13 protein-coding genes are annotated in these 25,732 nt (G+C 38.3%); 9 read left to right on the top strand and 4 right to left on the bottom strand.

Features of this window, described 5'->3' with window-relative positions; all coding sequences use genetic code 11:
• Nucleotides 1-180 precede the first annotated feature (180 nt).
• Nucleotides 181-11,895, top strand: coding sequence for a T9SS type B sorting domain-containing protein (locus ACF3OB_RS04290; protein WP_392448489.1), 11,715 nt, complete (start codon nucleotides 181-183; stop codon nucleotides 11,893-11,895).
• 523 nt (nucleotides 11,896-12,418) lie between these two features.
• On the opposite strand, the gene rplT is transcribed toward ACF3OB_RS04290, so the two are convergent.
• The 4 genes from rplT to thrS form a co-directional block, all read right to left on the bottom strand.
• Nucleotides 12,419-12,763: a 50S ribosomal protein L20 gene (gene rplT, locus ACF3OB_RS04285; protein WP_042008651.1), complete on the bottom strand. Its 345-nt coding sequence runs from the start codon at nucleotides 12,761-12,763 to the stop codon at nucleotides 12,419-12,421.
• A 129-nt stretch (nucleotides 12,764-12,892) separates the two neighbouring features.
• A complete protein-coding gene (gene rpmI / locus ACF3OB_RS04280; protein ID WP_042008648.1) occupies nucleotides 12,893-13,090 on the bottom strand; it encodes a 50S ribosomal protein L35 in 198 nt (65 codons plus the stop codon).
• Nucleotides 13,091-13,167: 77 nt separating this feature from the next.
• Entirely contained in the window at nucleotides 13,168-13,665 is a 498-nt protein-coding gene (gene infC / locus ACF3OB_RS04275; protein ID WP_212895895.1) for a translation initiation factor IF-3, read from the bottom strand.
• Between the two features lie 215 nt (nucleotides 13,666-13,880).
• A complete protein-coding gene (gene thrS / locus ACF3OB_RS04270) occupies nucleotides 13,881-15,818 on the bottom strand; it encodes a threonine--tRNA ligase (RefSeq protein WP_392448485.1) in 1,938 nt (645 codons plus the stop codon).
• A 321-nt stretch (nucleotides 15,819-16,139) separates the two neighbouring features.
• Here thrS and ACF3OB_RS04265 point away from each other — a divergent pair, with 321 nt between their 5' ends.
• The 8 genes from ACF3OB_RS04265 to ACF3OB_RS04230 all read left to right on the top strand — a co-directional run bounded on the left by ACF3OB_RS04265 (nucleotide 16,140) and on the right by ACF3OB_RS04230 (nucleotide 25,693).
• Nucleotides 16,140-17,141, top strand: a complete 1,002-nt coding sequence (locus ACF3OB_RS04265) for a MoxR family ATPase (protein ID WP_042008642.1) — start codon at nucleotides 16,140-16,142, stop codon at nucleotides 17,139-17,141.
• Nucleotides 17,142-17,181: 40 nt separating this feature from the next.
• Entirely contained in the window at nucleotides 17,182-17,835 is a 654-nt protein-coding gene (locus ACF3OB_RS04260; protein ID WP_119652076.1) for an SGNH/GDSL hydrolase family protein, read from the top strand.
• Between the two features lie 387 nt (nucleotides 17,836-18,222).
• A complete protein-coding gene (locus ACF3OB_RS04255; protein ID WP_042008638.1) occupies nucleotides 18,223-19,089 on the top strand; it encodes a DUF58 domain-containing protein in 867 nt (288 codons plus the stop codon).
• 1 nt (nucleotide 19,090) lies between these two features.
• Nucleotides 19,091-20,707 carry a hypothetical protein gene (locus tag ACF3OB_RS04250; protein ID WP_392448483.1) on the top strand — a complete coding sequence of 539 codons (1,617 nt, stop codon included), beginning with the start codon at nucleotides 19,091-19,093 and terminating at the stop codon, nucleotides 20,705-20,707.
• 94 nt (nucleotides 20,708-20,801) lie between these two features.
• Entirely contained in the window at nucleotides 20,802-21,803 is a 1,002-nt protein-coding gene (locus ACF3OB_RS04245) for a VWA domain-containing protein (RefSeq protein WP_042008633.1), read from the top strand.
• Nucleotides 21,804-21,898: 95 nt separating this feature from the next.
• Complete coding sequence (locus tag ACF3OB_RS04240) at nucleotides 21,899-22,936, top strand: vWA domain-containing protein (protein WP_042008631.1); 1,038 nt, start codon at nucleotides 21,899-21,901, stop codon at nucleotides 22,934-22,936.
• Nucleotide 22,937: 1 nt separating this feature from the next.
• Complete coding sequence (locus ACF3OB_RS04235) at nucleotides 22,938-23,843, top strand: tetratricopeptide repeat protein (protein WP_042008628.1); 906 nt, start codon at nucleotides 22,938-22,940, stop codon at nucleotides 23,841-23,843.
• An 86-nt stretch (nucleotides 23,844-23,929) separates the two neighbouring features.
• The gene (locus ACF3OB_RS04230) at nucleotides 23,930-25,693 is read left to right on the top strand and encodes a BatD family protein (RefSeq protein WP_392448480.1); all 1,764 of its coding nucleotides are present in this window, start codon (nucleotides 23,930-23,932) and stop codon (nucleotides 25,691-25,693) included.
• The last annotated feature ends 39 nt before the right edge of the window (nucleotides 25,694-25,732 follow it).

Below are 25,732 nucleotides of genomic sequence, written 5' to 3'. Positions count from 1 at the left end.
AAAATTTTAACTGTTTATTTATAAACGCATTAAATTTTCGCTAAAAAGCAGTTTTTTTATGAGAAAATCCATTAAAAAATATATATTTGCATATCGAATATTTTCTACATAGCTATGTTTCGATTTTTTTGTATTACGCATAGCGATGATAGAAACATGAACTAATAAGATTCAACCTATATGAAAAATCTTTTGCTAACATTTGTTTTTTTATGCACTGTTTGGGTAACACAGGCTCAGACCCCATGTATTGATAGTTTCACGGCAACACCTACTCCCGGATCGTGTTTTTCTGATGCAACTTTAAAGGTAGAATTACCTGCGGGTTGTACAGGAAACTATTTGGCGGTTCTGACACCACCAGAAGGAACGGGAAACGTTGAATATCAACAATTGACCGGAACTCCTGCTTCCTACACCTTTAATGCTTTACGCGCTGGAACGTACACCGTAACAGTTATGGATCAGGATTCTGGTACACAAACTGCTCCTAAGATAGTTAACGTAACCAGCTCCTACGTGATAATGAACATTCAGGAGATTAAACAATCCCCTCCTACATGTTTAACTCAGAGAAACGGTAAAATCACATTTAGAATACCTACAGGAGGGACAGGCCCTTTTAGAGTGAGTGTTGAAGATCCTAACGGAAATGTTTTATATGCTCCCGAAGATTTTACACGACCTACGGGAAGCAATGTAATAAGCATCGAAGGGTCAGGCTCTAATTCCATCCCGTTAGGAAATGTAGTATTGGTAATAGAGGATTTGGCAGGAGATGTTGTACAATGTGGGGAAACACGCCGAATTCCGATGGTTATGACGGGGACAATAGTACAAAACTATGAATGCTTAGGGGTAGGAGTAAAGCCTCAGAGTTTTGAGAGAGACCCTTCTGGAGTCTGTAAGTACAGAATGACGTACAGTTCTCATTTGCTTACGGGAGGTGGATACATCTACTCGAACTTAAGCGGTGCGGAAAGAACTGTACTTGACAACCTGATGAAACAGTCGGGTACTTTTGTGGTGGAGAACGTGACCAAAGGAACTATCAAGGATTTTTCATCCAGCTTTTCAGGGGGGTGGTACTACACAGATTATACCTTTGAAGAAAATGATGAAATTAAAGTGAGAGTACGAGTTAACATACCCACCGTACCGCCTATTTTTGAACGAGACGACCATTTCAAGTTTGAAGAAGTGACCCAACAAGCGGTTCCGCATCTTTCTTATAGTATCTCTCGAACTGCAGATTGTATACCTGTAGAGAAATTATATATTTATGTTAACAAATACAATGGATTCAGAACATACAACCACCTAATGTTCCCAACAGACAATAATAAACGAATGTCTTTCCACATAAGATGGGCGGTAAAAAATAATACCGATTTGATGAACCATGTAGATGTATATAAATTCGACGAAGGCACTAACACTTGGACAGGCCCTTTGACTACAGGTATCATAAAATCTAATAATCACATTGACGTAACAGCCCATGGAGCTGGGAAATACAAGGTGAAGTATAGGTTGAATGCTCACGAAGGTTGTTACCCTGACGCAGAAAAAGAAGTTGAGATTAAAGTCCCTCCCCTTCCTAAACCTCCATTAGAGAATACGATAAATGTTTTGCAGCCTGGTCTTGGTATTTATGAGGGTACAGGTTATATCTACAATCACTTTTATGGTAACAATATGAAACTGCGTTTGGCACGTACAGATGGTCAAACTTCTGTATCTTTCCAAACTAAATTACCATTAGAAACAGACACCTACACTCGCACGGTAAAATTCCCTATCGAATTTACAAACAATGGAGGGACACGCAGCATCGGTGATCTACCTCCTGGGGAATACATAGTAACCGTGACAGATGCTTGTGGAAATATAGCTTCGAAAACATTAACCGTTACAGGGCGTCTTCCAATAAAGTATCAGGAAACAATCACTAAGGATTGTCAATTAGGGACTTATACCTATAACTTTGATCGAAATGACCCTCTGACAAGAAACATGCAAGCAACACTACAGCGAAAAACAGTCAATGCATCAGGAGTTGTCACTTGGGTTTCTATGACAACAACTCATCCTCGTATTTCTGGATACACCAACACGTTTGTAAACATCCCTACAGGAGAATATCGAGTGGAGTTTTATAATTATTATTACACCTATATAGCTCCCAATGGTTCAAAAAGTTCTCATTCAGGTTATTCTTTCTTAGAAGAGGCGTTGAACGGAAATCCGTATTTCCATGGTAGCACGTATGCACAAAATTTTAGAGATTACGCATATTTTGAAATTAAAGAACAAGAAATTATTGATCCAGATATTATTAGCTCATCTTGCGATGCTTCCACACCAGCATACGTGGCTGTAAACATCAATAATCCTCATGTTATTTCCTATCCATTGACCTATTCGTTGATAAACCCTATAACGAATGCTGTAGTAGCGTCACAAACATATTCGTCAGGAGGAACATCCCATGTGTTCTCTAACATTCCAACAGGGAAATACAAAGTGATTACGGCACATCGTTGTGGTTCAGTGCCGAAAGATGTAGAAGTGTTAGCAAATAACTTCTATCCTCCTCGGATGATTCCACTGGTAAACCGCCCCGATGTTTGTTCCCCTGCAAATGTTATTTTGAACTTCACGGGGATTGAATCTCTGTACGATATTCGTTGGTTCGAGCTAGATGAACAAGACAATCGAGTGGGTGGAGCATTACATACCGGACGTGTGTTCCTAACTACTGTAACTAAAACGACCACCTTTGAAGTGGAATATAACTTAAAACAATCCATAATTTGTAATCAAGGAGAAATCAAATCCTTGAGACGTACAATCACCATTCCTCATGATGATGAGGCTCCTGTTGTGGCACCAATGCCTGACATCACACAAAGGCTACCTTTGGGACGATGTTTAGCTCCTGTTTCATGGACGGTATCGGCCACGGATAACTGTCCGCCTGTAACAGTAAGTAGTACGCATACTCCAGGAGATGAGTTTCCTTTGGGTGTAACTACCGTTACCTATACTTTTACAGATTTATCAGGAAACACAACCACCCGTACTTTCTTGGTAACAGTACTTTCGAACGCTTTGGATCTTAGTTTGACATCTCGTTATGTGAATGGTAGTAATACGCCTTTATCCGAATTATCTCCGACTTCTGATGCGTTCTTATATGAGATTCGCTACAGAAACAGTGGTGGTGAGCACATCACTACTGCTACGATGACTGTAGTGTTACCATCAAACAGCAATGTTACTTTAGACGGAAGCCCGATGCTAACAGCAGCCTCAATGGGAAGTTTTGTGCCTACATACACCTATGACACGGCGAGTCGTACCTACCAATTTGTCATTCCTGGCGAAACCTTACGACAAGCATCTGCTGAACGAATAATCCGTATTCCATTAAGAATCACTGGAGGTTGTGAACAAGCTATTAAACCATGCTTGGATCATCTGTTAGCAAATACTTCTGTAGTTTTTGGAGGTGGCCCTGCGGGTTGTAGTTTGGCTCCGCAAATGCGCACACACACAGCTACTATCAAAATTAACACCGACAGTTGTCAGCGTCAGGAATTATTCTGTGGTGAAGAGGTTGTTCTTACTTCAACGGAAGGCTTTGACAGTTATCAGTGGTACAAAAATGGTGTTGCAATTCCTGGAGCTAACACCGCCTCTTTAACAAGTAGCGGAGCGGGAATCTACAAAGTTATCAAAACCAACACTTGTAGCGGAATAACGGTAACTAACTCAGAAACTGTCAATTTAGTAGCTCCTGCTGTAGCCATTGACCCAATAAGAGCATTGGCAAACAATATCGGTATGGTGTGTTCGAACAACGGACTTTGGACGAGTTTATTTTTCTTGTGTGAATCGAATTCACGAGTATTGACGGTGAGTTTCCAAAACACTAACTTTATATGGCAACGAGCCAATGGCTCCTGCCCAGCTCCATTCCAAGGATGTCCGTACTCCGATGAATCGTGCTGGGAGGATGTGAGTAGCAATAATTCATTCACAATCAGTTCCGCAGGAAAATATCGATTGAAAATCAAAGATGCTAACTGTAACACGAGTTACTATTTTGATGTGATAACCAATGGATTATCAGGAGATATTCCTTCGAATTTAGTAGGACATCAATCGGATTATTCACAAGGTTATTTTTCTGTTGTAATGAGTGCAACGGGTGTTAATTACAATATGAAACTCTACAAAGATAACGCTTTAGAAAGAGACATAACCACAGGCTCAAATAGCTATCAATTCACGAATTTAACAGCAGGGAATTACCGCATAGTGGTAACCTCTCCTCAAATTCAGGGATGTAAATATGAAGATATCATCAAAATTGATAAGCGTACAGAGATGACCATGACAGCATCCTTTTTGGGGTGGACACAGTGTAATACTGCTCGTGTGCGATTTTCTGCCGAAGGAGGGAAACCTCCATATCGTTTCGCTATTTGGAGTATTAACGGAATTGAGCAACATGCCTCGGAGGAATTAGCCCTCCAAAATGCGGTAATCGCTACCTTACCTGAAAATCAAACTTTTATTGAAGCGGAAATTCCAAATATTACGCATGTAGGAGAGTATGTTTTTATCGCAGGTGACCAGCGTAATGGAGCTTTTGCTCTTTCAACACCTCCTTTACTTATAGAACCTCCTGTTCCACATAATTTTAAGCTAAATGTAAACCACATTCAATGTGCATCAGCTCCGAATGAAGGGTCTATTTTATTAAATTTCCCTTCTCCGCAAAATAGAACCGTCCGATTGTATCGTTTGAATGCTGACTACACTCGCAACGGTGGAGCTATTCAACAAAACAGCACGGGTTCTTTCTTGAATTTACCTGTAGGCTTGTACGAAACGGAGGTTATCGCAACCATTTCGGGAACTACTTGTACGTATATCAACAAGCCTATCGAAATCAAACCGTCTGAAACTACTATCACGGCGTTCATCGGTATCGTTGCCGACAAAGATTGTGATAGCCGAACAGGAATTACAAGCAAACAGTACAAAATCGCTGTGAACAACGTAAGTGGCGGGGAAGCTCCGTTCTATTACAGTTTCGATGGAGAGGCGAATTATTCCATTGACAATATTGGTTACATCAGTAACTCAATGCGAGTCTATGTGAAAGACAATAAAGGTTGTAGACAATGGTTTGATGTGGTAGTTGCCCCTGCGGAGGTGCCTACTATTGAGTTTAGCCCAATATCCTACCGTTGTGACAATGGCTATGGAGTGGTTACAGTAACGATGAGTGCTACTGTTACTAACTCCTATGAATATCGCTTAAATCCAACGGAAAACTATCAAACCGTAAGTGGCACTTCCTTTATGCTAACATTAGAGCCGAAAACGCATGTGGTTGAGGTTCGTTATGTTACCCTATCCAATTTTGCTTCCAAAAACCTATTATTCCGAGAAGATTTTGGTTCAGGAGCTGATGATGTTTGTATGTCAAATATTAACAGTTTGACATGCCGTGAGAATCAAGCACTGTTCGATGGAGAGTATGCCATCACCCAACAAGTGGCTGCTAATGCCAATTGGGTAACTCCAACGCCTACCGACCCAACAGGTGGTAGATATTTGGCAGTGATGGGTAACGGAAACAACGAGATAATTTACAAAAAACGTATATCTGGATTTGTGCCAAACGTGTCCGATGCTCACATACAGTTTGACGCACGTAGCCTACTGTTAAATGCAGGAACAAACGCAAATCTATACGCTGAATTACGAACCACCGCAGGGGTCGTTCTCAGCAGTCAGCATGTTGGAAATGGAAACATTCCTCACGGAGGCAATTGGGAAACACATAAGGTAACTTTTCCAAAAAACACAATTAAAGAAAATACCTTAGAAGTGGTAATCATCAATAAAGCAAATAGCTCGGTAGGAAACTTGGGGAATGATGTTGCTATTGACAATATTGAGGTGTGGCAAGATACTCAACACTGTGAAGCTATGGTTTCTAAGCCGATAACTATCGAAAAGAATAAACAGTTATATATTGAAAAAATAGCTGAAACTAACGTAAGATGTAAAGGAAGTTCGGACGGAACTTTGACCATTAAGGTCAATAATCCTCCTGCATCACGCGTGATTGAATATGCTATCGGCAGTCAAGTTTCTTGGACAACGGTAACTTTAACGACAACTAACAACACTTTCGTAGCTACAGGTTTACCTGTGACAACCAACGGTGTGATTTTCGTTAGAGACGCCAATCAGCCTTCTTGTATGGTAGATTTCACTCCATACACTATTGGCGATGCAATTCCTATTGTAGTAAAGGCTGAAGTCGTTAAAAAAGTCACTTGTGGAGCTATTCCAGGGGCTACCGTCCTTGTTACAGCAACGGGAGGAAATCCTTCATCGTATAACTATCAATTAGGCCCAACGGCTTTCACTTCTAACAATCAATTTGTGAACATATCAGCAGGAACTTACACTGTAACAGTTCGTGATGGTAATGGCTGTGAGGAGTCTATTTCTTTGATAATCGAAGACAAAAAAACTTTAACCATTACTGCTGAAACCATCTATTGTTATGATGGAATCGGAAACGGAAGTGTACATATCTCCGTAACCGAAGGAAATGAAGGTTATCGCTTCCAGCGTGTGGGAGATGCTAATATGTACACATCTGTTGATGATTCGTATCTATTTACAGGACTAAGTGTTGGAAACCATACCTTTACCGTCACAGACAATGCAGGATGTTCAGCTACTGTGATAGCTACCGTTTATCCACCTATGCGTTTGCAAGTGACTGAAAACAATCAATATATAGGTTGTACTACAGGAGCTACCGTAACCTTTACGCTGACTGCTATGGGAGGTGATCCTTTAGCTACGAAAGAATTTAGAGTTAGCAATGATGGGGGAGCTACATATACAAATTTTGCCTCTGCAACCTCTAATGCTACATACAGCACTTCTACACCAGGAGACTATCGCTTTATGGTAATTTATTTCCCGAATGGTGAAGCCTGTGATGCTTTAACAGAAAGAAAGGTTATTTATGATCCTCCGCGATTTGTGAATCCAAGCATCTTAACTCAAGAGGCGTTCTGTGGACAAAACAATGGAGCAATCATCGTTAAACCAAGTGATTTTTACTCGTCTACAGCTTCCAATACTGTAAATGTGTTTAAATTGGATGCCACAGGAAATCGGATATTACCAGCGGTAACCCCAACAGCTTTGGCCATTGGAAGTTATCTAGTAGAAATTACTGATGATAGAGGCTGTGTGGTAACCACCACAGTAACCGTCCCAGGAGTGGAAGCCATGACAGCAACAGCGACTCAAATTACCCCAATCAGTTGTAGAAAAACAGGAGGATTGAAATTAGCGGAATGGCAAGTTTCTGTCAACAGAGGAGGAACGCCTCCGTTTACTGTGAAAGTTGAAAGTACCTCAAATGGTTACTCTCGCACACAAAGTTTAGCTTCTCATTCGGCGATAGGTACGTTCAATGGATTGGATTTCGGACAATATAATGCCATTATTACCGATCATAATGGCTGTGAAGTTACCATACCTTTTGATGTACTTGCAAATGCGAATTTCATTATCACCACTGCAGTTGCAACACCTACCGCATGTGCAACTACGGGGACGGTGAATGTTACCGCATTCAATACTATGGAAGGTTTGGAACCTGCTACAAACGGTTATTGGTTTGCCATTTACCAACCTGGTATTGAAAATATGCTACCACGTTTATTTACAGGAACTACTGAAACCGTAACCTACGGAACACAACAGATAGTATGGTATAAACATACAAATCAAACAGTTAGCGGAACAACCACTACGTCTGTAGAAAGAGCTTTCACAGGATTGCTTCCGGGGGTTGAGTACACATTTACAATGTACAACAGCGGTACAAACTGTTACTATACGCAACGGGCAACCATCCCTGTGCCGACTGCTTCAACTTTGACTTCTACAATTGGAGTTGCCAAGCCTACAACTTGTAGTAGTGCTAACGATGGAAGTGTAACGTTCTCTGTAGCAGGATGGCAGGCAGGAACAATTTCCATTAACGCTCAAGTATACAACTACATTGGTAATACGATAGTACCTTTAGCTACACGGGCATTTGCTCCTGCGACTACTCCTTTTACAATAAATAATTTACCTGCTGGAAGATATTATATTGTATTTACAGAGAAAGATGGTTCAGGAAATGATACTTGCGTAAATGCTTCTAAAGATTTTATTATAGAGAAAGCCACAATAGAACTATCAGTATCCGCCACTCCAATGGTAAATGCTACTTGTAGCAACAATGGTTTAGTTCGTTTGAACTTCAACGGAGGAAAAGCTCCATACCACTATGATTTTGTGACAGGAAGTTCGACACCTACCTATCCGTTGAACACTCACGCAACTACGGTAGTTATTCCTCAGGGAACTGCCACATGGACGGTCTATGTGCGTGACGCTTACGACTGTACGAAAAGTACCACCGTATTCGTACCGAAAGATGAAGAACCTCGAATTGGAACTGCTGACGTAATGTTCTGTAGTACAGACCCGAATACGTTAGAAACTCCTGTGCGTATCTCCATGAACCAATTAGGGATTGGAAATCATTTCTATACACTTCAGACAAGTTCTGGCGTAAAACCAGCAGAAAACATCACTTGGGATGCCTCAGGAAAAGCGTTCTCATTGAACTTAGAGGCTGGTTCTTACACCATCACCATACGCGATGGTAATAGCTGTAGCTCAACGACTACCTTCGTGGTAAATGAATTGATTCAGTACACAGCCAATATAAGCAGTGTAGCCACTTGTAGAACAACCGTTCCATCGGTAGAAATTGGTGTGAGTACCCCAACAGGTGGTACTGGTAACTATTTCTACATCTTGGAAAGAATCGAAGAAAAAGGAACTGCCAGTGAAACAGCTACCGTAGTATTAACAGGAACTTACACACCTACAATCACCATATTGAATCCTGCATATGGAAACTATCGCATAGCGGTATATGACAACAATACTGTTGCATGTCCTATTTACAAGGATTTACAAATTCAAGAACCTGTAAAACCAAATATTGCTGATGCAACTCTGGTAGCCACTCCGCTCACTTGCGATCCAAACGTAGGCGAAATTATCGTGAGTATGCCAAACTCGGATCCCGCAGGGTTTACTTTTGCCATTGTCCGTATGGAGGATTTGACCTCAGGTGGAATGGTAACTACTACGGTCACTGCTCCAACCACAGCAGATAACTACACCGCTAATTTCAAAGATTTGAGAGGTACGGTAGCAGGGGTGCGCTACACTATCCGAGTAGTGTCAAATGACAACGATTGTTATGCAGAAAGATACATTACGCTGACTGCTCCTGAACCGTTATCATTACAAAACGAGGCTTTAACAGCAAGTGCATACGCCTGTGCAGGTAATGGTCGAATGAATCCTGCAACGCTCACTTTTGATATGACAAAAGTGAAAGGAGGAACACCTCCATATCAGGCAACTTTCTACGACGCTACAACTAACGTTGCCTTAGGTAACGGAAACTCTTACACTCTACCTGATTTGAACGGAGGGACATTCTATATGATGATAACCGATCAAAACGGATGTACAGTGTCAAGCACAACTCCTGTGACTGTGACTCCTACATTTAGCTTAGAAGCTATTACCGTAACTATCACACAAAGCATTACTTGTAGTCGTGATGAACAGATTGGTGTTGAAGTGTCCGTGTTACCAAGCTATTTGGGAACTAACTTAAACTATATCTTAAGAAACATAGATACAGAAACGGTTGTAACACAAACTACAATCACTTCAACTTCGCATACATTCGTAGGTTTAGGTATGGGTAACTATGAAATTCAGGTCATCAACCTAACCACGGGTTGTGAATTGGTATCTACCCACCGAGTGGACGACCCTAACACCTTTGAGGTAGTAGCCGAAAACATCGTACGTCCAACATGTTACGGCGATTGGGGTAGTGCCTCTCTACGTTTCGTGGATGTTGCCTTAGGAAATGGTAATCAAGCTGTTCATGGATTTACATATACCATCACTTCGGTTATAAATTCAACTGAAGTATACACAGGCACAACAACCACAGACGTGACAGGAGCTATCAACCTAAAAGCTGGCATGTACGAAGTGACTGCCAAATCATTACTAAATGATTGTGAGACGTTGCCAATTCGTATCGTAATTCCACAAAGCCCTCCAAAAATAGAAGTTCAAGCCAATGAAACCTATGGAGTTACCTGCGACAATAACAAAGGTGAAGTGTTGGTAACTATCAAAGGAGGAGAAGCTCCGTTTGAGGTAACATTAACTGGTGGTGGAGCTCCAATCACTAAAACGGGTGTGGTTCAGTATGCCCTATTCACAGGATTGAGTGCCGATAATTATGTTATATCTGTGACAGATGCTGTTGGATGTAACGTATTTACTGGAACAACTTCCCTGACGTTATTACTACCAAGTAGTGTTACAGCTACGGTGTCCGCAACGCAAATCACGTGTATCGGAAGCAATGATGGAACCATTACGGTTGATGCAAGTGGCGGTTCTGGAGTAGGAACATACTATTATGCTCTTTACAAGGATAATACACTTTATCGAGAACCTCAGACTTCGAATGTTTTCACAGATTTAGGTGAAGCTACTTACTTCGTTGAAATCATCGATGCGTGGAATTGTGGCATGAGAACGTCTGCTATAAATATCCATGAGCCAGCTCCAATGAACGTGGAAATTGTGCGTGGAAGTTCTCGATTCTCGGTATGCTACGGAGAAGAAAATGCGTATGTGAGAGTCAAAGTTATCGGAGGAGGAACAGCTCCATATCGAGTTTCGGTAGTCCACAAAGGCAGTTTTGTTGAAGTGGGAAGCTATTCCAACGTGAGTCCTGGTACAGAATTGGAATTTAAAAATAACAACATAGGTCCAGGAAACTACGAGATTCGAATGACCGATGCCAACGAATGTTTGATGCAAAATACGGTGTCTTTCACGGTGGTGGAGTTTCCCGATTTGACCATACGACACATTGAACAACAGGGTACGTGTGTTGACAATCAATATTCCGATTATATCGAAGTAGGATTTGCTATTGAGCTGGATTTCTCTAAGTTGTACTACACTCTGAATGGTTCTTCTACAAAAAATACGTTCTCAAACACCACACGTTTTGCTGGACGTATCTATGACTTTGACAGAACCATTAAAAAGCAACAGATTACAGTGTACTATGAAGATACTGTTATAGGACTCACTGAAAGTTGTAGCATTACAGCTGATCCTTTTACGGTTTACAACGTGCTGCCTTTAACATTGGAAAGAGTAACGGACATGAGGCTGAATACCATTGAGGTTATTGCAGAACAAGGAACTCCTCAGTACACTTTCTATTTCAATGGAAAAGAACAAGGGGAAAATTCCGTGTATGTGATGAATATAAACGACCCTCAACGCATTGAAGATGGTAAAATAATCAAAATTATTGAAGTAATGGTTCAAGATTCCGCTGGATGTACTAGAACGATGACCATAGAGCAAGAATATTTCGACATCACCATTCCGAACTATTTCACCCCCGATGGAGATGGAATAAACGATTCTTGGAAACCTCGAAATATGGAAAATTTTGCAAATTCAAATGTACATATATACGACCGATACGGACGAAGAATCAAAACGTTACAATTTGTAAATGGAGTTCTTGATGAATGGGACGGAAACTATAACCATAAACCAGTACCTTCGGGGGACTACTGGTACATCATCGAAATAAATCGCCAAGATGATAACCGTCGATTTATGGGACACTTTACCTTGTATCGATAAGATCAATGGTTTCTACAACAGATTGTAAGATATTGTGACTCTTACAACATCTCTGTGGTAAGTGTAGAGCGAATTTATTAGATAAAGAAAAAGGAGGTAATTTATATCAACATTTAAGACATAATTCAAAAGATTTTGATTCTTTTTGAAAGAGGATTGTATATACGGTATATTGCTGAAATATAATAAGTTATTATTGAAAAAGTGTTGTTAGTTTTGGGTAAATCTGCACCGATAATTAGGAGCTTTTGCTTCTGTTTTTCAAAGAAACTTGAAAAAGGGAATGTCCTATAATCTGTGTAAGAAAAAGTTATTCTGATTTTTTTTGGAGCTTTTATAAGCACTTTAAAAAATCAGAATAACTTTTTGACTATTTTTAGCCCAAATTACGCGATAGGAATTTGGATTAAATGACCATAAACAGCATTTTCACATTTGAATGCTCAAAAGTTAAAACAAAATAAAAAGCCATCCTTTAAGGACAGCTTTTTAAAACGAAATAATATCTTTTGTTAAACGTTTTTTATTTTACTTTTTCAACAATAGCTTTGAAAGCCTCTGGATGGTTCATTGCCAAATCGGCAAGAACTTTACGATTCAACTCAATGCTGTTTGCTTTCAATTTCCCCATAAATTGAGAGTACGACAATCCGTGAAGTCTTGCTCCTGCGTTGATACGTACAATCCACAAAGCACGGAATGTTCTCTTTTTATTACGGCGGTCTCTGTAAGCGTACTGCATTGCTTTCTCAACAGCATTCTTAGCTACCGTCCAAACGTTTTTTCTACGACCAAAGAAACCTTTGGCTTGCTTCATTATTTTTTTTCTGCGAGCTCTACGAGCTACTGCGTTTACTGATCTTGGCATAAATGTTAATTATTTTTTGTAGTAGGTGGTCATTTTCAGACACTTCGTTTTACCTAACTCCATGGTTATTAATTCCCTTTTTGAGCTAAAAGTCTTTCCCTTTGAATTACTCAGATGTTAAAAGAACAATTATTTCAAACCTAATTGTCTTTTCACACTTGCTTCATCATTTGGATGAACCAATGTTGTGTGTGTTAATTTCAACTTACGTTTAGTCGATTTTTTAGTCAAAATGTGACTTTTGTAAGCGTGCTTTCTTTTAATTTTACCAGAGCCTGTTACTTGAAAGCGTTTTTTAGCCCCTGATTTAGTTTTAATTTTTGGCATCTTGCTTTTGATTTTTGCGATATTATTTCGTTTTTATTGTTTGATGTTTTCTGCAAAACGGGTGCAAAACTACAACATTATTTTTTCTTAGGCAAGGGTGCAAGGAACATTGTCATGCGTTTTCCTTCCAACTTTGGCATTTGTTCCACTTTTCCGAACTCTTCCAAGTCGGTTGCAAGACGCAATAGCAAAATTTCACCTTGGTCTTTGTAAATTATTGAACGTCCTTTGAAGAAAACATACGCTTTCACTTTAGCACCTTCTTTCAAGAATTTTTCGCCGTGTTTTTTCTTAAACTCATAATCGTGCTCATCCGTTTGAGGTCCAAAACGAATTTCCTTGATAACTACTTTTGTGGCCTTTGCCTTAATTTCTTTTTCACGTTTTTTCTGTTCGTAAAGGAATTTTTTGTAATCGATTACTTTACAAACAGGAGGTGTTGCATTTGGCGAGATTTCTACCAAATCCAACTCTAATTCATCTGCAATTTCTAATGCTTTGCGAGTGGGATATATGCCTACTTCGACATTTTCCCCGACCAAACGAACCTCAGGCACACGAATCTCGTTATTAATTCGGTGTGGTTGTTTGTCATCTCTACCTGGAGTGTTTACCTTCTTGTTAATAATCTTCCTGATTTTTAATTAATACTATTTTTAACTCAAAGAATAATAAATTAGCACCTACAGAAGTGATTATGTACTAGTATTGATAGTGTAGTTTCTAAAATAAATCAGATAATCAACTGTATATCAATAGTTTTACTTCTATTTCGCTATAAGCTATTCTCTTATTTAAACGACTTTATACTTTTTCCAATTTCAGTTTCAACAATCTTAACGAAAGCATCTACAGAAAGTGTTCCTAAACTTTCGCCTCCATGTTTTCTTACAGAAACTGTGGCTTCTTTTTCCTCATTTTCCCCTACAATTAACATATAAGGTATCTTTTGCGTCTCTGCTTCGCGGATTTTTTTACCAATCGTTTCATTACGATTGTCTACCAAAGTGCGAATATCGAAATTTTCTAATAATTTCAAAACTTTTTGAGCATAATTTTCATATTTCTCGCTAAGGGAAAGTATAATAGCTTGATTCGGCATCAACCAAAGTGGGAAATTACCTGCCGTATGCTCCAACAAAATCGCCACAAAACGCTCCATACTTCCGAAAGGAGCTCGGTGTATCATAACAGGTCTATGCAATTCATTGTCAGAACCTTTATACCACAAATCGAAACGCTCTGGCAAGTTATAATCTACTTGGATTGTCCCGAGCTGCCAACTTCTTCCCAAAGCATCTTTCACCATAAAGTCCAACTTAGGGCCGTAGAAAGCTGCTTCGCCCGTTTCAATCACATAATTCAATCCTTTTTCTTTGGCAGCGTTGATAATAGCCTGTTCTGCTTTTTGCCAATTTTCATCGGAACCTATATATTTAGTCGGATTTTCAGGGTCACGCAACGAAACTTGCGCTGTAAAATTCTCAAAACCAAGCGAACCAAATACATACAACACCAAATCAATCACGTTTTTAAACTCTTGATCTAACTGCTCAGGAGTACAGAATATGTGAGCATCGTCTTGAGTGAAGCAACGCACACGAGTAAGTCCGTGAAGTTCACCACTTTGCTCGTAGCGATACACCGTTCCAAATTCGGCAAAACGCTTCGGCAAATCACGATAACTCCAAGGTTTTGAGTTATAAATTTCGCAGTGATGCGGACAGTTCATCGGTTTTAGTAGGTACTCTTCACCTTCGTTAGGTGTTGCAATGGGTTGGAAACTATCTTTGCCATATTTTTCCCAATGTCCTGAAGTTACATACAAATCTTTATGTCCGATATGTGGAGACACAACCTGCTCGTATCCAGCTTGTTTTTGTGCTTTCCGCAAGAATTGTTCTAAACGCTCACGAAGTGCTGCTCCTTTGGGTAACCACAACGGAAGCCCTTGCCCAACCTTATTTGAAAAGGTAAACAATTCTAATTCTTTACCTAACTTTCTGTGGTCTCGCTTTTTAGCTTCTTCCAAAAGGGCTAAATATTCCGTCAAATCTTTCTGTTTTGGGAACGAAATTCCGTAAACACGTGTTAGCTGTTTGTTTTTTTCATCACCTCGCCAATATGCTCCTGCGATACTCAATATTTTTACCGCTTTCACAAAACCTGTATTAGGCAAATGCCCTCCACGACAAAGATCGGTAAAGGTACTGTGATCACAGAAAGTGATCGAACCATCCTCTAAATTTTCTATCAATTCTGTTTTGTACGGATTGTTTTTGTAAAAATCCAATGCCTCCTTTTTACTTACGGAACGCATTGAAAATAAATGCTTTCCTTTGGCGATTTCGAGCATTTTTTTCTCAATTTCTGGAATATCTTTTTCAGAAAAACTATGTTGTCCGAAGTCTACATCATAATAGAATCCATTATCAATAGCAGGGCCTATCGTTAGTTTAATATCTGAGTATGTTTCTTCCAAAGCCTGTGCTAAAATGTGGGCTGAGGAATGCCAGAAAGTTTTCTTTCCTTCAGTATCATTCCAGGTATATAAAATTAGACTTCCGTCGGTGGTCAAAGGCGTGGTAGTCTCAACCACTTTTCCGTCGTAACTTGCTGACAACACGTTTCTTGCCAAGCCCTCGCTAATGCTGAGAGCCACTTCATAAGGCGTTATGCCCTTGTTAAACTCTTTAACTGAACCGTCGGGTAGTGTAACTTTGATCATATAATTTACATATTTAAAGCGACAAATGTAAAAAAATAAAACGAAAAATGAAAAAATTAACGCATATTCTATTAGTGAGAATCGATTTTCATCAACTTTTGTGAGTTTTGATACACAGCTGCTTGTTAATACAGAAGACGTTATTTAGTGCTGTCATAGCAGATAACAAGATATAAAAAATGTTAAATAAAACCTCTTTGTCTTAGAAAAACTGAAACGAATTTCTTAAATCATTACAAATCTAATTATTTTATAAGATTTTTAACACTTAAGACAAATATTTTTACTACCTTGCGAGGCACAAAATACGAGGTATAACATATGGAAAATAATACTACTGTCGACATACGACAAATTAATGAGCGAATTGAGAATGAAAGCCTTTTTGTAGATTCACTCACGCGAGAGATGAATAAAGTAATCGTTGGGCAGCGACATATGGTTGATGCTTTGCTCATCGGATTGTTAGGACAAGGACATATCCTTTTGGAAGGAGTTCCAGGCTTGGCGAAAACACTATCAATAAACACTTTAGCTAAGGCTGTACATGGATCCTTCAGTCGCATTCAGTTTACCCCTGATTTACTCCCTGCTGACGTGGTAGGAACGATGACCTACAACATCAAGCAAAATGAATTTTCTATCAAAAAGGGGCCTATATTTGCTAACTTTATTCTTGCGGATGAAATAAACAGAGCTCCTGCCAAAGTGCAATCTGCACTACTGGAAGCGATGCAGGAAAAACAAGTTACTATCGGCGATAATACTTTTGTCCTCGACAAACCTTTCATGGTAATGGCTACACAGAACCCTGTAGAACAAGAAGGTACATATCCTTTACCAGAGGCTCAAGTGGATCGTTTCATGCTCAAAGCTGTGATTGACTACCCAAAACTGGATGAAGAGCAATTCATTATGCGTAACAACTTATCAGGCCAACAAGAGGTAGTAAATCAAGTAGTTAGCTTAGATCAAATTCGCAGAGCTCAGCAAGTGGTTCGTGAAGTGTATATGGATGAAAAAATTGAAAAATATATTTTGGATATTATTTTTGCCACACGCTATCCTGAAAAATATAATTTAGCTGATTTAAAACCTCTTATAAAATTTGGAGCTTCGCCTCGTGGAAGTATCAATTTAGCAACTGCTGCCAAGTGTCATGCTTTTATCAAACGACGTGGTTATGTGATTCCTGAGGACGTACGTGCTGTTATTTATGACGTGTTGCGTCATCGTATTGGAATTACATATGAAGCAGAAGCAGAAAATGTTACTTCCGTTGAGATTATCAACAAAATCGTAAACACAGTAGAAGTTCCTTAGAGCTATTGTTTTTACATTTAAAAATATTACTTTTTTGATTATGAAACGATTTGTCGTCTTGTCCTTTTTTGCTGTTTTTATTCTCAATGGATATACACAAGAACGAAAACACTCGCATTTTTACGAGCAACGGTCAGATTTGTTTGAAAAGCTACCTGTAACCTCAGAAGATATTGTTTTCATAGGAAATAGCATAACTAACGGAGGTGAATGGAGCGAGTTATTCCCTGAGAAAAAAGTAAAAAACAGAGGTATCAGTGCAGATACGACCGAAGGAGTTTATGAGCGTTTAGATTATATCGTAAAGGCTAAACCTGCTAAAATATTTTTGATGATAGGAGTGAATGACATCGCCCGAGGTTTTGAGGTAAAAACCATCGTCGATAATATGAAGAAAATTGTACAAAAAATACAACAAGAATCTCCCACAACAAAGATTCATATTCAGAGTTTATTGCCTGTAAATCCTGATTTCGGCACATTCAAAAATCATATGAGACCAGAAGTAATAAAGCATATCAACCAAAGGTATAAACTTATTGCTGAAGAATATGGAGCTATGTACATTGACCTATACCCATATTTTGTGGAAAAAGGAACCGATAAATTGGCAGCCAAATACACCAATGATGGTTTGCACTTAATGGCAGAGGGGTATTTTCAATGGAGAGATATTTTACACCCGTATTTGTGAACCTGAATTCATTTATTATTAGATGGGAAATGAAAAAAATAGAAATACAAGGATATAAAATCAATTCAAAACCGATTAGCATCAATGCAATATATCAACGTTTTAACAGATGCAAATGGTAGCTGTAGGATATTTTATGTCTTTTTTTAGTTTTTGCAATATCTTATAAGAAGAATCTACGTGAGGATTATGTAGTTCAGAAATACACAAAGGGTAGCAAAATGATAGACGAAATAACTGGTTAAAAAACAAGATTTTAACACTGTTTTTACTGATTTTCTAAATTCAGATTTATAAATGATACTAAAAGGGAAGTTACCTGATTAGGCGATTTTTACAGATAAAACCTATGTTTAACGCCTGGTTTGAAAGTATTTAACTAAAAAAATGGACACAAAAGAAATATTAAAAAAGGTACGAAAAGTAGAAATTAAAACCCGCCGATTGAGTGATAACATCTTCGGAGGGGAATATCATTCTACGTTTAAAGGACGTGGGATGACTTTCTCGGAGGTGCGTCCATACCAATATGGTGATGATATCCGCAATATCGACTGGAACGTAACTGCTCGTTATAACGAACCTTTCGTAAAAGTTTTTGAAGAGGAGCGTGAACTGACACTAATGCTAATGGTTGATGTTAGTGGTAGTGAACTCTTCGGGACGATGAACCAATTCAAAAGCGAAATCATCACTGAAATAGCTGCAACTTTAGCGTTTTCGGCCTTGCAAAACAATGATAAAACAGGATTAATTCTTTTTTCTGACACAGTAGAACTTTACATTCCTCCGAAAAAAGGAAAATCACACGTACTGAGAATAATACGCGAACTGATTGAATTTCAGCCAAAAAGCAAGAAAACAAACATTTCCAAAGCCTTGGAATTTCTAAGTCAGGTACTGAAAAAGAAAGCAATCGTATTTATACTTTCTGACTTTATGGATAAAGGGTACGAAAAACCTATTCAGATTGCGGCTAAAAAGCACGATGTAACAGGCATCCGCATTTATGACCAAAAGGAAACTACTTTACCAAACTTGGGATACATCACTGTGAAAGATGCAGAAACAGGCGAACTGATACTGGTGAACACGGCTTCAAAATCGGCTCGGATGCAGTATGAAAAGTATTACAGAGAAAATGTTGCTTATTACGAAAATTTGTTACAAAAGTCAGGAGCTGGAACTGTAAGTTGCCGATGTGATGAGAGTTACACTCAAAAGTTATTAGGTTATTTTAAACGAAGAGGATAAAATGAAAGATAAATTTATCATTTTTTGTGGATTGTTTTGGAGTATATTTTCAGCTAATTCACAGGAAATTAAGGTAGAAACCGACACTAAAAACATCAAAATAGGTGAACAGATACGATATAAAATTTCGGTAGAAACTACAACTGAAGAACCTATTTCATTCCCTGAAGGACAGACATTTATGCCTCTGGAGATGGTGCGTTCGTCTGCCATTGACACAATGCGAAAGCAAGAAAAATATCGCTTCATAAAAGAATATTTTCTAACGCAATTCGACTCAGGAAGTTACACCATTCCACGTCAAAAAATAATTATCAATTCCAAAGATTTTTACACTGATTCTTTACTCGTAGAGGTACGTTCGATACCAATAGACACGCTCAAACAACCTCTTTTTGATGTGAAACCAATCATAGGCGTGAATTCAACTTCAAAATCAAGGGTTTATCTGTGGGTTTTACTTGGAATCATCATCATTATAACAATCGGATTTTTAGCATATTACTTCTTTTTCCATAAGAAAAAATTGTCCGAAGAGGAATTGCGAAGGAGGTTACCTCCTTTCGAAAGGGCAATTGAAGATCTGAAAAAATTGCAAAATTCCAAATATCTAATCGAATCGAATCACAAGGCGTATTACTCAAAATTGACAGATATTGTCCGCGAATATTTGGAAGACGATGTACATATTTTAGCTAAAGAAAGTACTACGGATGAGTTACTTTCTAAAATAAAATTAATGCAAGAAAATGGCAGTCTGAATCTTTCGGAAGACACAGTAAAAAACCTAAAATCAGTACTACAAACTGCTGATTTAGTAAAATTTGCCAAAAGCAAACCAGCTGACAGTACCGCCGAATACGATCGGAAAATGATTGAAGAGGTCATCATTAAAACTAAACAAGCCATACCCGAAGTAATAGAAACGACAGAAGACTTGTCCGAAAAAGTTGCGGAAATTCAGAACAAAAACAAAAAACGGAAACTTGTTGTCATTTCAGGGATTGCCTGTACGGTGGCATTGCTTATCGGGAGTTTAGTCTATTTCTATGCCGATAGCATTACTCAACTTTTTTATAACAGTCAATACATCAAAGAATTATATGAAAAAAAATGGGTAACAAGTGACTATGGTGTGCCGATTACAGAACTATCAACTCCTGAAATTCTAAAACGTAAACAAATTGTTAATTTACAAGAGGTTGGAATGCCTGTGAAGAAACAACATTTTTTTGAATTTGGAAGTATTCATTCAGAATTGTACGTAATGACTAGTATTATTACATTTCACCCTCAAACGAACGGACAACAAGCTGAGTTAAATCCCGAATTAGTCAACAATTTGATACTATCGCAAATAGAAGCTGCTAAAGCAACCAATATTACGACATTCACCGAAGAATATACTTCAACCTCAGGTGCGAAGGGTATGAAAGTTTACGGAAAAATGGTTTTAGTAAATGAAAAAACAAAATCGCCTTTTCAGGCTCATTATGAACTATATAGTTTCACAGAAAATGGAGCTTTACAGCAACTATTAATCACTCATATTGACGACCCTAATGCTTATAAAATCGCCGAAAAAATTGTAAATTCAATTCATTTCAAACGGGAATAGCTCTTATTCGAAAAGAACATGGTATAATCCTCATGGAATGTTGATTTATATCATCAAAAAAATATGTAAGAAAAATGATTTTAAGAATTAACGTATGTTTAAAGATATAACTTTTGCAAATCCAATCTTCTTTTGGTTATTGGCAATCATTCCTTTGTTAGTCTTATGGTATGTTTATACATACAAAAAATCAAGACCAACGCTAACCCTTTCATCAGCCGCCATTTTTAAGCAAAAAAGCGGATGGACAACCTTTGGGTATCATTTATTATTTGCGTTGCGAATATTAGCTATAACGTTGATTATAATAGCATTAGCTCGTCCACAAACTCGCTCAGAATCTGCTAAAACCAAGATTACTGAAGGAATCGACATCGTGATGGCAATTGATGTGTCGTCCAGTATGCTTTCACAAGATTTAAAGCCAAATCGGTTTGAAGCATTGAAAAAAGTAGCATCGCAGTTCGTACGCGATAGAGTTTCGGACAGAATTGGTTTGGTTGTTTACGCAGGAGAAAGTTACACTCAGACACCTGTAACAAGTGATAAATCAGTAATAATCAACGCAATAAATGCTCTTACTTACGGACAAATAGAAGATGGAACTGCCATTGGTATGGGACTCGCTACTGCCGTAAACCGGTTGAAAGACAGCAAAGCAAAGAGCCGTGTCATCATTCTACTTACCGATGGAGTGAACAACACAGGGTTTATAGACCCACAAACCGCTGCTGAAATGGCTGCTGAGTTTGGCATAAAGGTGTACACAATTGGTATCGGAACTAATGGAATGGCTCTATCTCCTTATGCTTTAAATGCTGACGGAAGTTTCGTTTACCGAATGACTCAAGTAAACATTGATGAACCACTGATGAAAAAAATAGCTCAAACTACTGAGGGGAAATACTTTAGAGCTACCAATAACAAAAAATTGGAAGAGATTTACGAAGAAATTAATAAAATGGAAACTACTGAAATTGAAGAATTCAAATACACAAAGGTGGAAGAAAAATTTCGAATTTTAGCTCTAATTGGAGTCTTTTTATTGCTATTAGAATTTTTATTGAAGCACTCCATTTTCAGGAACGAAATATAAGGTTTTGATATCTATTCGTAGAAAAAAAACATGTAAACCAAATAGTTACGAAACACTTAAAAAGTAAAATAATTAGATAAGAAATAAATCGTGTCATGATACACATAGACGAAAAAATATATTTGTGGCTCATTTTATCGGTAGGGGTACTATTTTTATTGTTTTCTATCTCCCGCATCCGGATGAGACGACAACAAAAACAATTTTCCGATGAGAATCTACTAAAACGTTTAGCACCCGATCGTTCACGCTTTAAACCGTTGTTAAAGTTAGGAATACTTTCTGTTGTAATCGTGGCTCTATCGGTAGCATTAGCAAATCCAAAAGTAGGAACGAAACTCGAAACTGTTAAACGAGAAGGTGTGGACGTGTTTTTTGTTATTGATGTTTCTAAGAGTATGCTAGTGGAAGACGTGGCTCCCAATCGATTGGAAAAGGCTAAGCGATTAGTGTCCGAAACTCTAAATCAACTGAAAGGCGACCGAGTAGGAATTGTAGCGTATGCGGCCAGTGCTTATCCGGTGTTACCCTTGACAACTGACCATTCCGCTGCCAAAATGTTTTTGCAAAGTATGGACACCGATATGCTTTCCTCACAAGGGACGGCAATCCAAGAGGCGATACGAATGACATGCAGTTATTTCGACAATACGCAGGAAACGGCACGAATCTTGATAATCGTCTCTGATGGTGAAGATCATGAAATGGGAGCTTTGGAAGTCTCGGAAGAAGCTGTTAATCAAGGAGTAAGCATCTACACCATCGGTATAGGAACTGAAAAAGGAGGCCCTATCCCAATCAAGCAAGGCAACGTAACTCAGTCCTACAAACGTGACAAGAATGGCGAGGTAGTCATCTCTCGACTGAACGAGAATCTACTAAAAGAAATCGCAGAAAATGCCAACGGAAAATACATAAACGGCGAAAATACAAAAGAAACGATTGATGAACTTATAACCATTTTAGATGGCACTCAAAAAACCGAATTTGAAACTCAAAAATTTGTTGATTATCAAGATCAATTCCAATGGTTTTTGGCGGTAGCTCTGTTACTATTGGTCTTCGATTTATTTATTTTTGAACGTAAAACCCTGTGGGTAAAAAAACTCAATTTGTTTAACGAAAAGAAATAGAATGATGCGGATTTTATTATTTGTATTTTTATTAACAGGCTTCATAACTTTTGCTCAAAACAGAGAAGAACAAACTAAGAAAACTCTTGAAGAAGCAAAAAATAGGTCTGAAAAATATACTCAAAAGGGAAACAAGGCTTTCAACAGCGATAAACCTATTCAAGCAGAGGTTGAATATCGAAATGCAATTGCTGAAAACAAAGAAAACGGCATTGCTCAGTACAATTTAGGGACGATGTACTATAAACAAAAAAGCTACGACGAAGCTTTCTACCGATTGAAAAATGCGTCCACTTCAGCAGAGGTAAGTCATGCCGAAAAACATCAAATCTTCCACAACTTAGGGAATACATTTATGAAAGAAAAGGCATATGAAAAAGCTGTACAGGCATATCAAGAAGCATTACGAAATAATCCTAACGACGAAGAAACTCGCTATAACTTAGCTGTTGCTAAAGAGATGTTGAAGAAAAATCCTCCTCAAAGTCAAGATAATAAAGACAATAAACAAGATAACAACGAAAACAAAAACGACGAGAACAAAGACAGTCAAAATAAAGAGGAAAACAAAGACCAGAATAAGGATAATAAACAAGATAACAAAGAAAACGAAAAGGAGGAGAATAAAGATAATCAAGATAACAAAAACAATAAGGACAAAGAGAAGGACGACAATAAAGAAGATAAAAATCAAGATAAAGGCAACAACCAAGATAGACCCAATAATCCTGAAGATGGCAAGAATGACAAAGATAAGGGTGAAGGCAAAAACACTCCTGCGTCACTATCACCTCAGCAGATGGAGCGTATTTTAGAGGCTATGAATAACGAAGATCGGAAAGTTCAGGAGAAAATTAACGCTAAAAAGGTAAAAGGTGAGCGTATCAAATCAGAAAAAGATTGGTAATAGCTTCTATTTACTACTAATCAATAAGTTGGAATTGATTGGATTTAAGGTTCTGTCATCTATACAATTAGAAATAAAGAAAAAATATGAAACATCGCATATTATTTATTATTAGCTTATTTTTCAGTGTGTTACACTCTCAAGAAGTGGAATTTATTGCCAAGGTCAGCAAAGACAAATTGGGAGTAAATGAACGTTTGCGTATCGACTTCACAATGAACAAAAATGGAGATAATTTTACTCCTCCTGACTTTAAAGGGTTCACAGTAGTTATGGGGCCTTCGCAATCGGTTTCAGATATGTGGATGAATGGGGTGAGAACTTTCTCAAAATCATTTAGTTATACCTTGCAACCTACTGCTGAGGGAAAATTCACTATTCAAGGGGCGAGTATTGATATTGGAGGAAAGACCTATACCACAAAGCCAGTTGAAATAAGTGTTACGAAAGCAGTAGAAACACCTTCGTTGGATAAACCGACCACTGACCTTATTAAAGACAATTTGTTTTTGGTAGCAGAAGTTTCAAAAGGAAATCCATATCTGAACGAAGGAATCAGCGTAATCTATAAACTTTATGTGGGTGGACAAGTTGCATTGAATGATTTAAGAGTTGTGGATGTTCCAAAATTTCCTAACTTTTGGAGTCAAGAAATACGGATGGCTATGTCGCAGTATGAGGTAGATAATTGCACCTACCAAGGGAAAAATTTCCGTTGTGTGACCATAAAAAAGATGGTGCTATATCCACAAAAAACAGGAAAAATTACCTTGGAACCACTATCAGTGGATGCAGTTTTGGCTGTACCTACGCAACAACGCGATTTTTTCGGCAGAAACATTATGCAACAATCCGTACAGCGAGTTAGCTCTGGGAATAGAGTACTTAACGTTCGTGAGCTTCCCGAAGAAGGAAAACCCGATGATTTTTCAGGAGCTGTGGGTGATTTTACTTTTGAGGTAAACGCAACCCGCAAAGAGCTGAATGCATCAGAATCGACTCAAATTAAAGTACAAGTTTCGGGGAATGGGAACTTGAAACTATTTGATTTACCTAAACTTACTTTCCCTTCATCTTTGGAGGTCTACAACCCTGAGCAAAAGGACAACGTCAACACCACCCTTTCGGGAATGCGAGGAACAGTAGAGCAAACTTATACAATTGTGCCTCAATATGGAGGAAAATATCCCGTAGGAGCTACTTCGTTTTCCTACTTTAACCCAAGTACACAGAAGTATCATACCGTTAAAACAGAAGATATTCTCCTTGATATTGCAGGAACTCCTGCCAAAGAAATTCAAAGCACGGGAGAAATAGTAAAACAAAGCGTACAAAATTTAGGAAATCAGTTCCGATTTTTACAACTCAATCCAAATTTACAACCAATAGATCAGCCTCTTTTTTTCAGTACATCGGCTTATTATTGGTGGTTGTTTTTACCACTACTCGCTATACCAATAGCTTTATTCTGGCAACGATTCCAGCAAAAAAGACAAGGCGATGTGGAAGGAAACAAAATCCGTAAAGCAAACCGTTTAGCCAAGAAGTATTTAAGTGAAGCAAAACAGAGAATAACGGACAAAGATACGTTCTATGAAGCACTAGAACGAGCTTTTCACAACTATTTGAAAGCTAAACTGAAAATTGAAACCTACGAAATGAGTAAGGAAAAAATCAGCTCACTGCTACAAGAAAAACAAGTGAAAGCCTCTACGCTGGAAACATTTATTAGCTTATTAAAAAACTGCGAATTAGCCCGTTACTCACAGGCTCATTCTGTCGCTTCATTGGAGAAAGATTATGAGCTATCAGTACAGGTACTCTCTGAGCTTGATAAGCAGATAAAGTAAGATATTGTGTTCGAATAAAACAAAAATATTAAAGAAATA

The sequence above is a fragment of the Capnocytophaga canis genome (assembly GCF_043187445.1).
Classification (GTDB): Bacteria; Bacteroidota; Bacteroidia; order Flavobacteriales; family Flavobacteriaceae; genus Capnocytophaga; species Capnocytophaga canis.
Note: the sequence above shows the minus strand (reverse complement) of the source record. Positions and strands in the feature narration are given on the sequence as shown.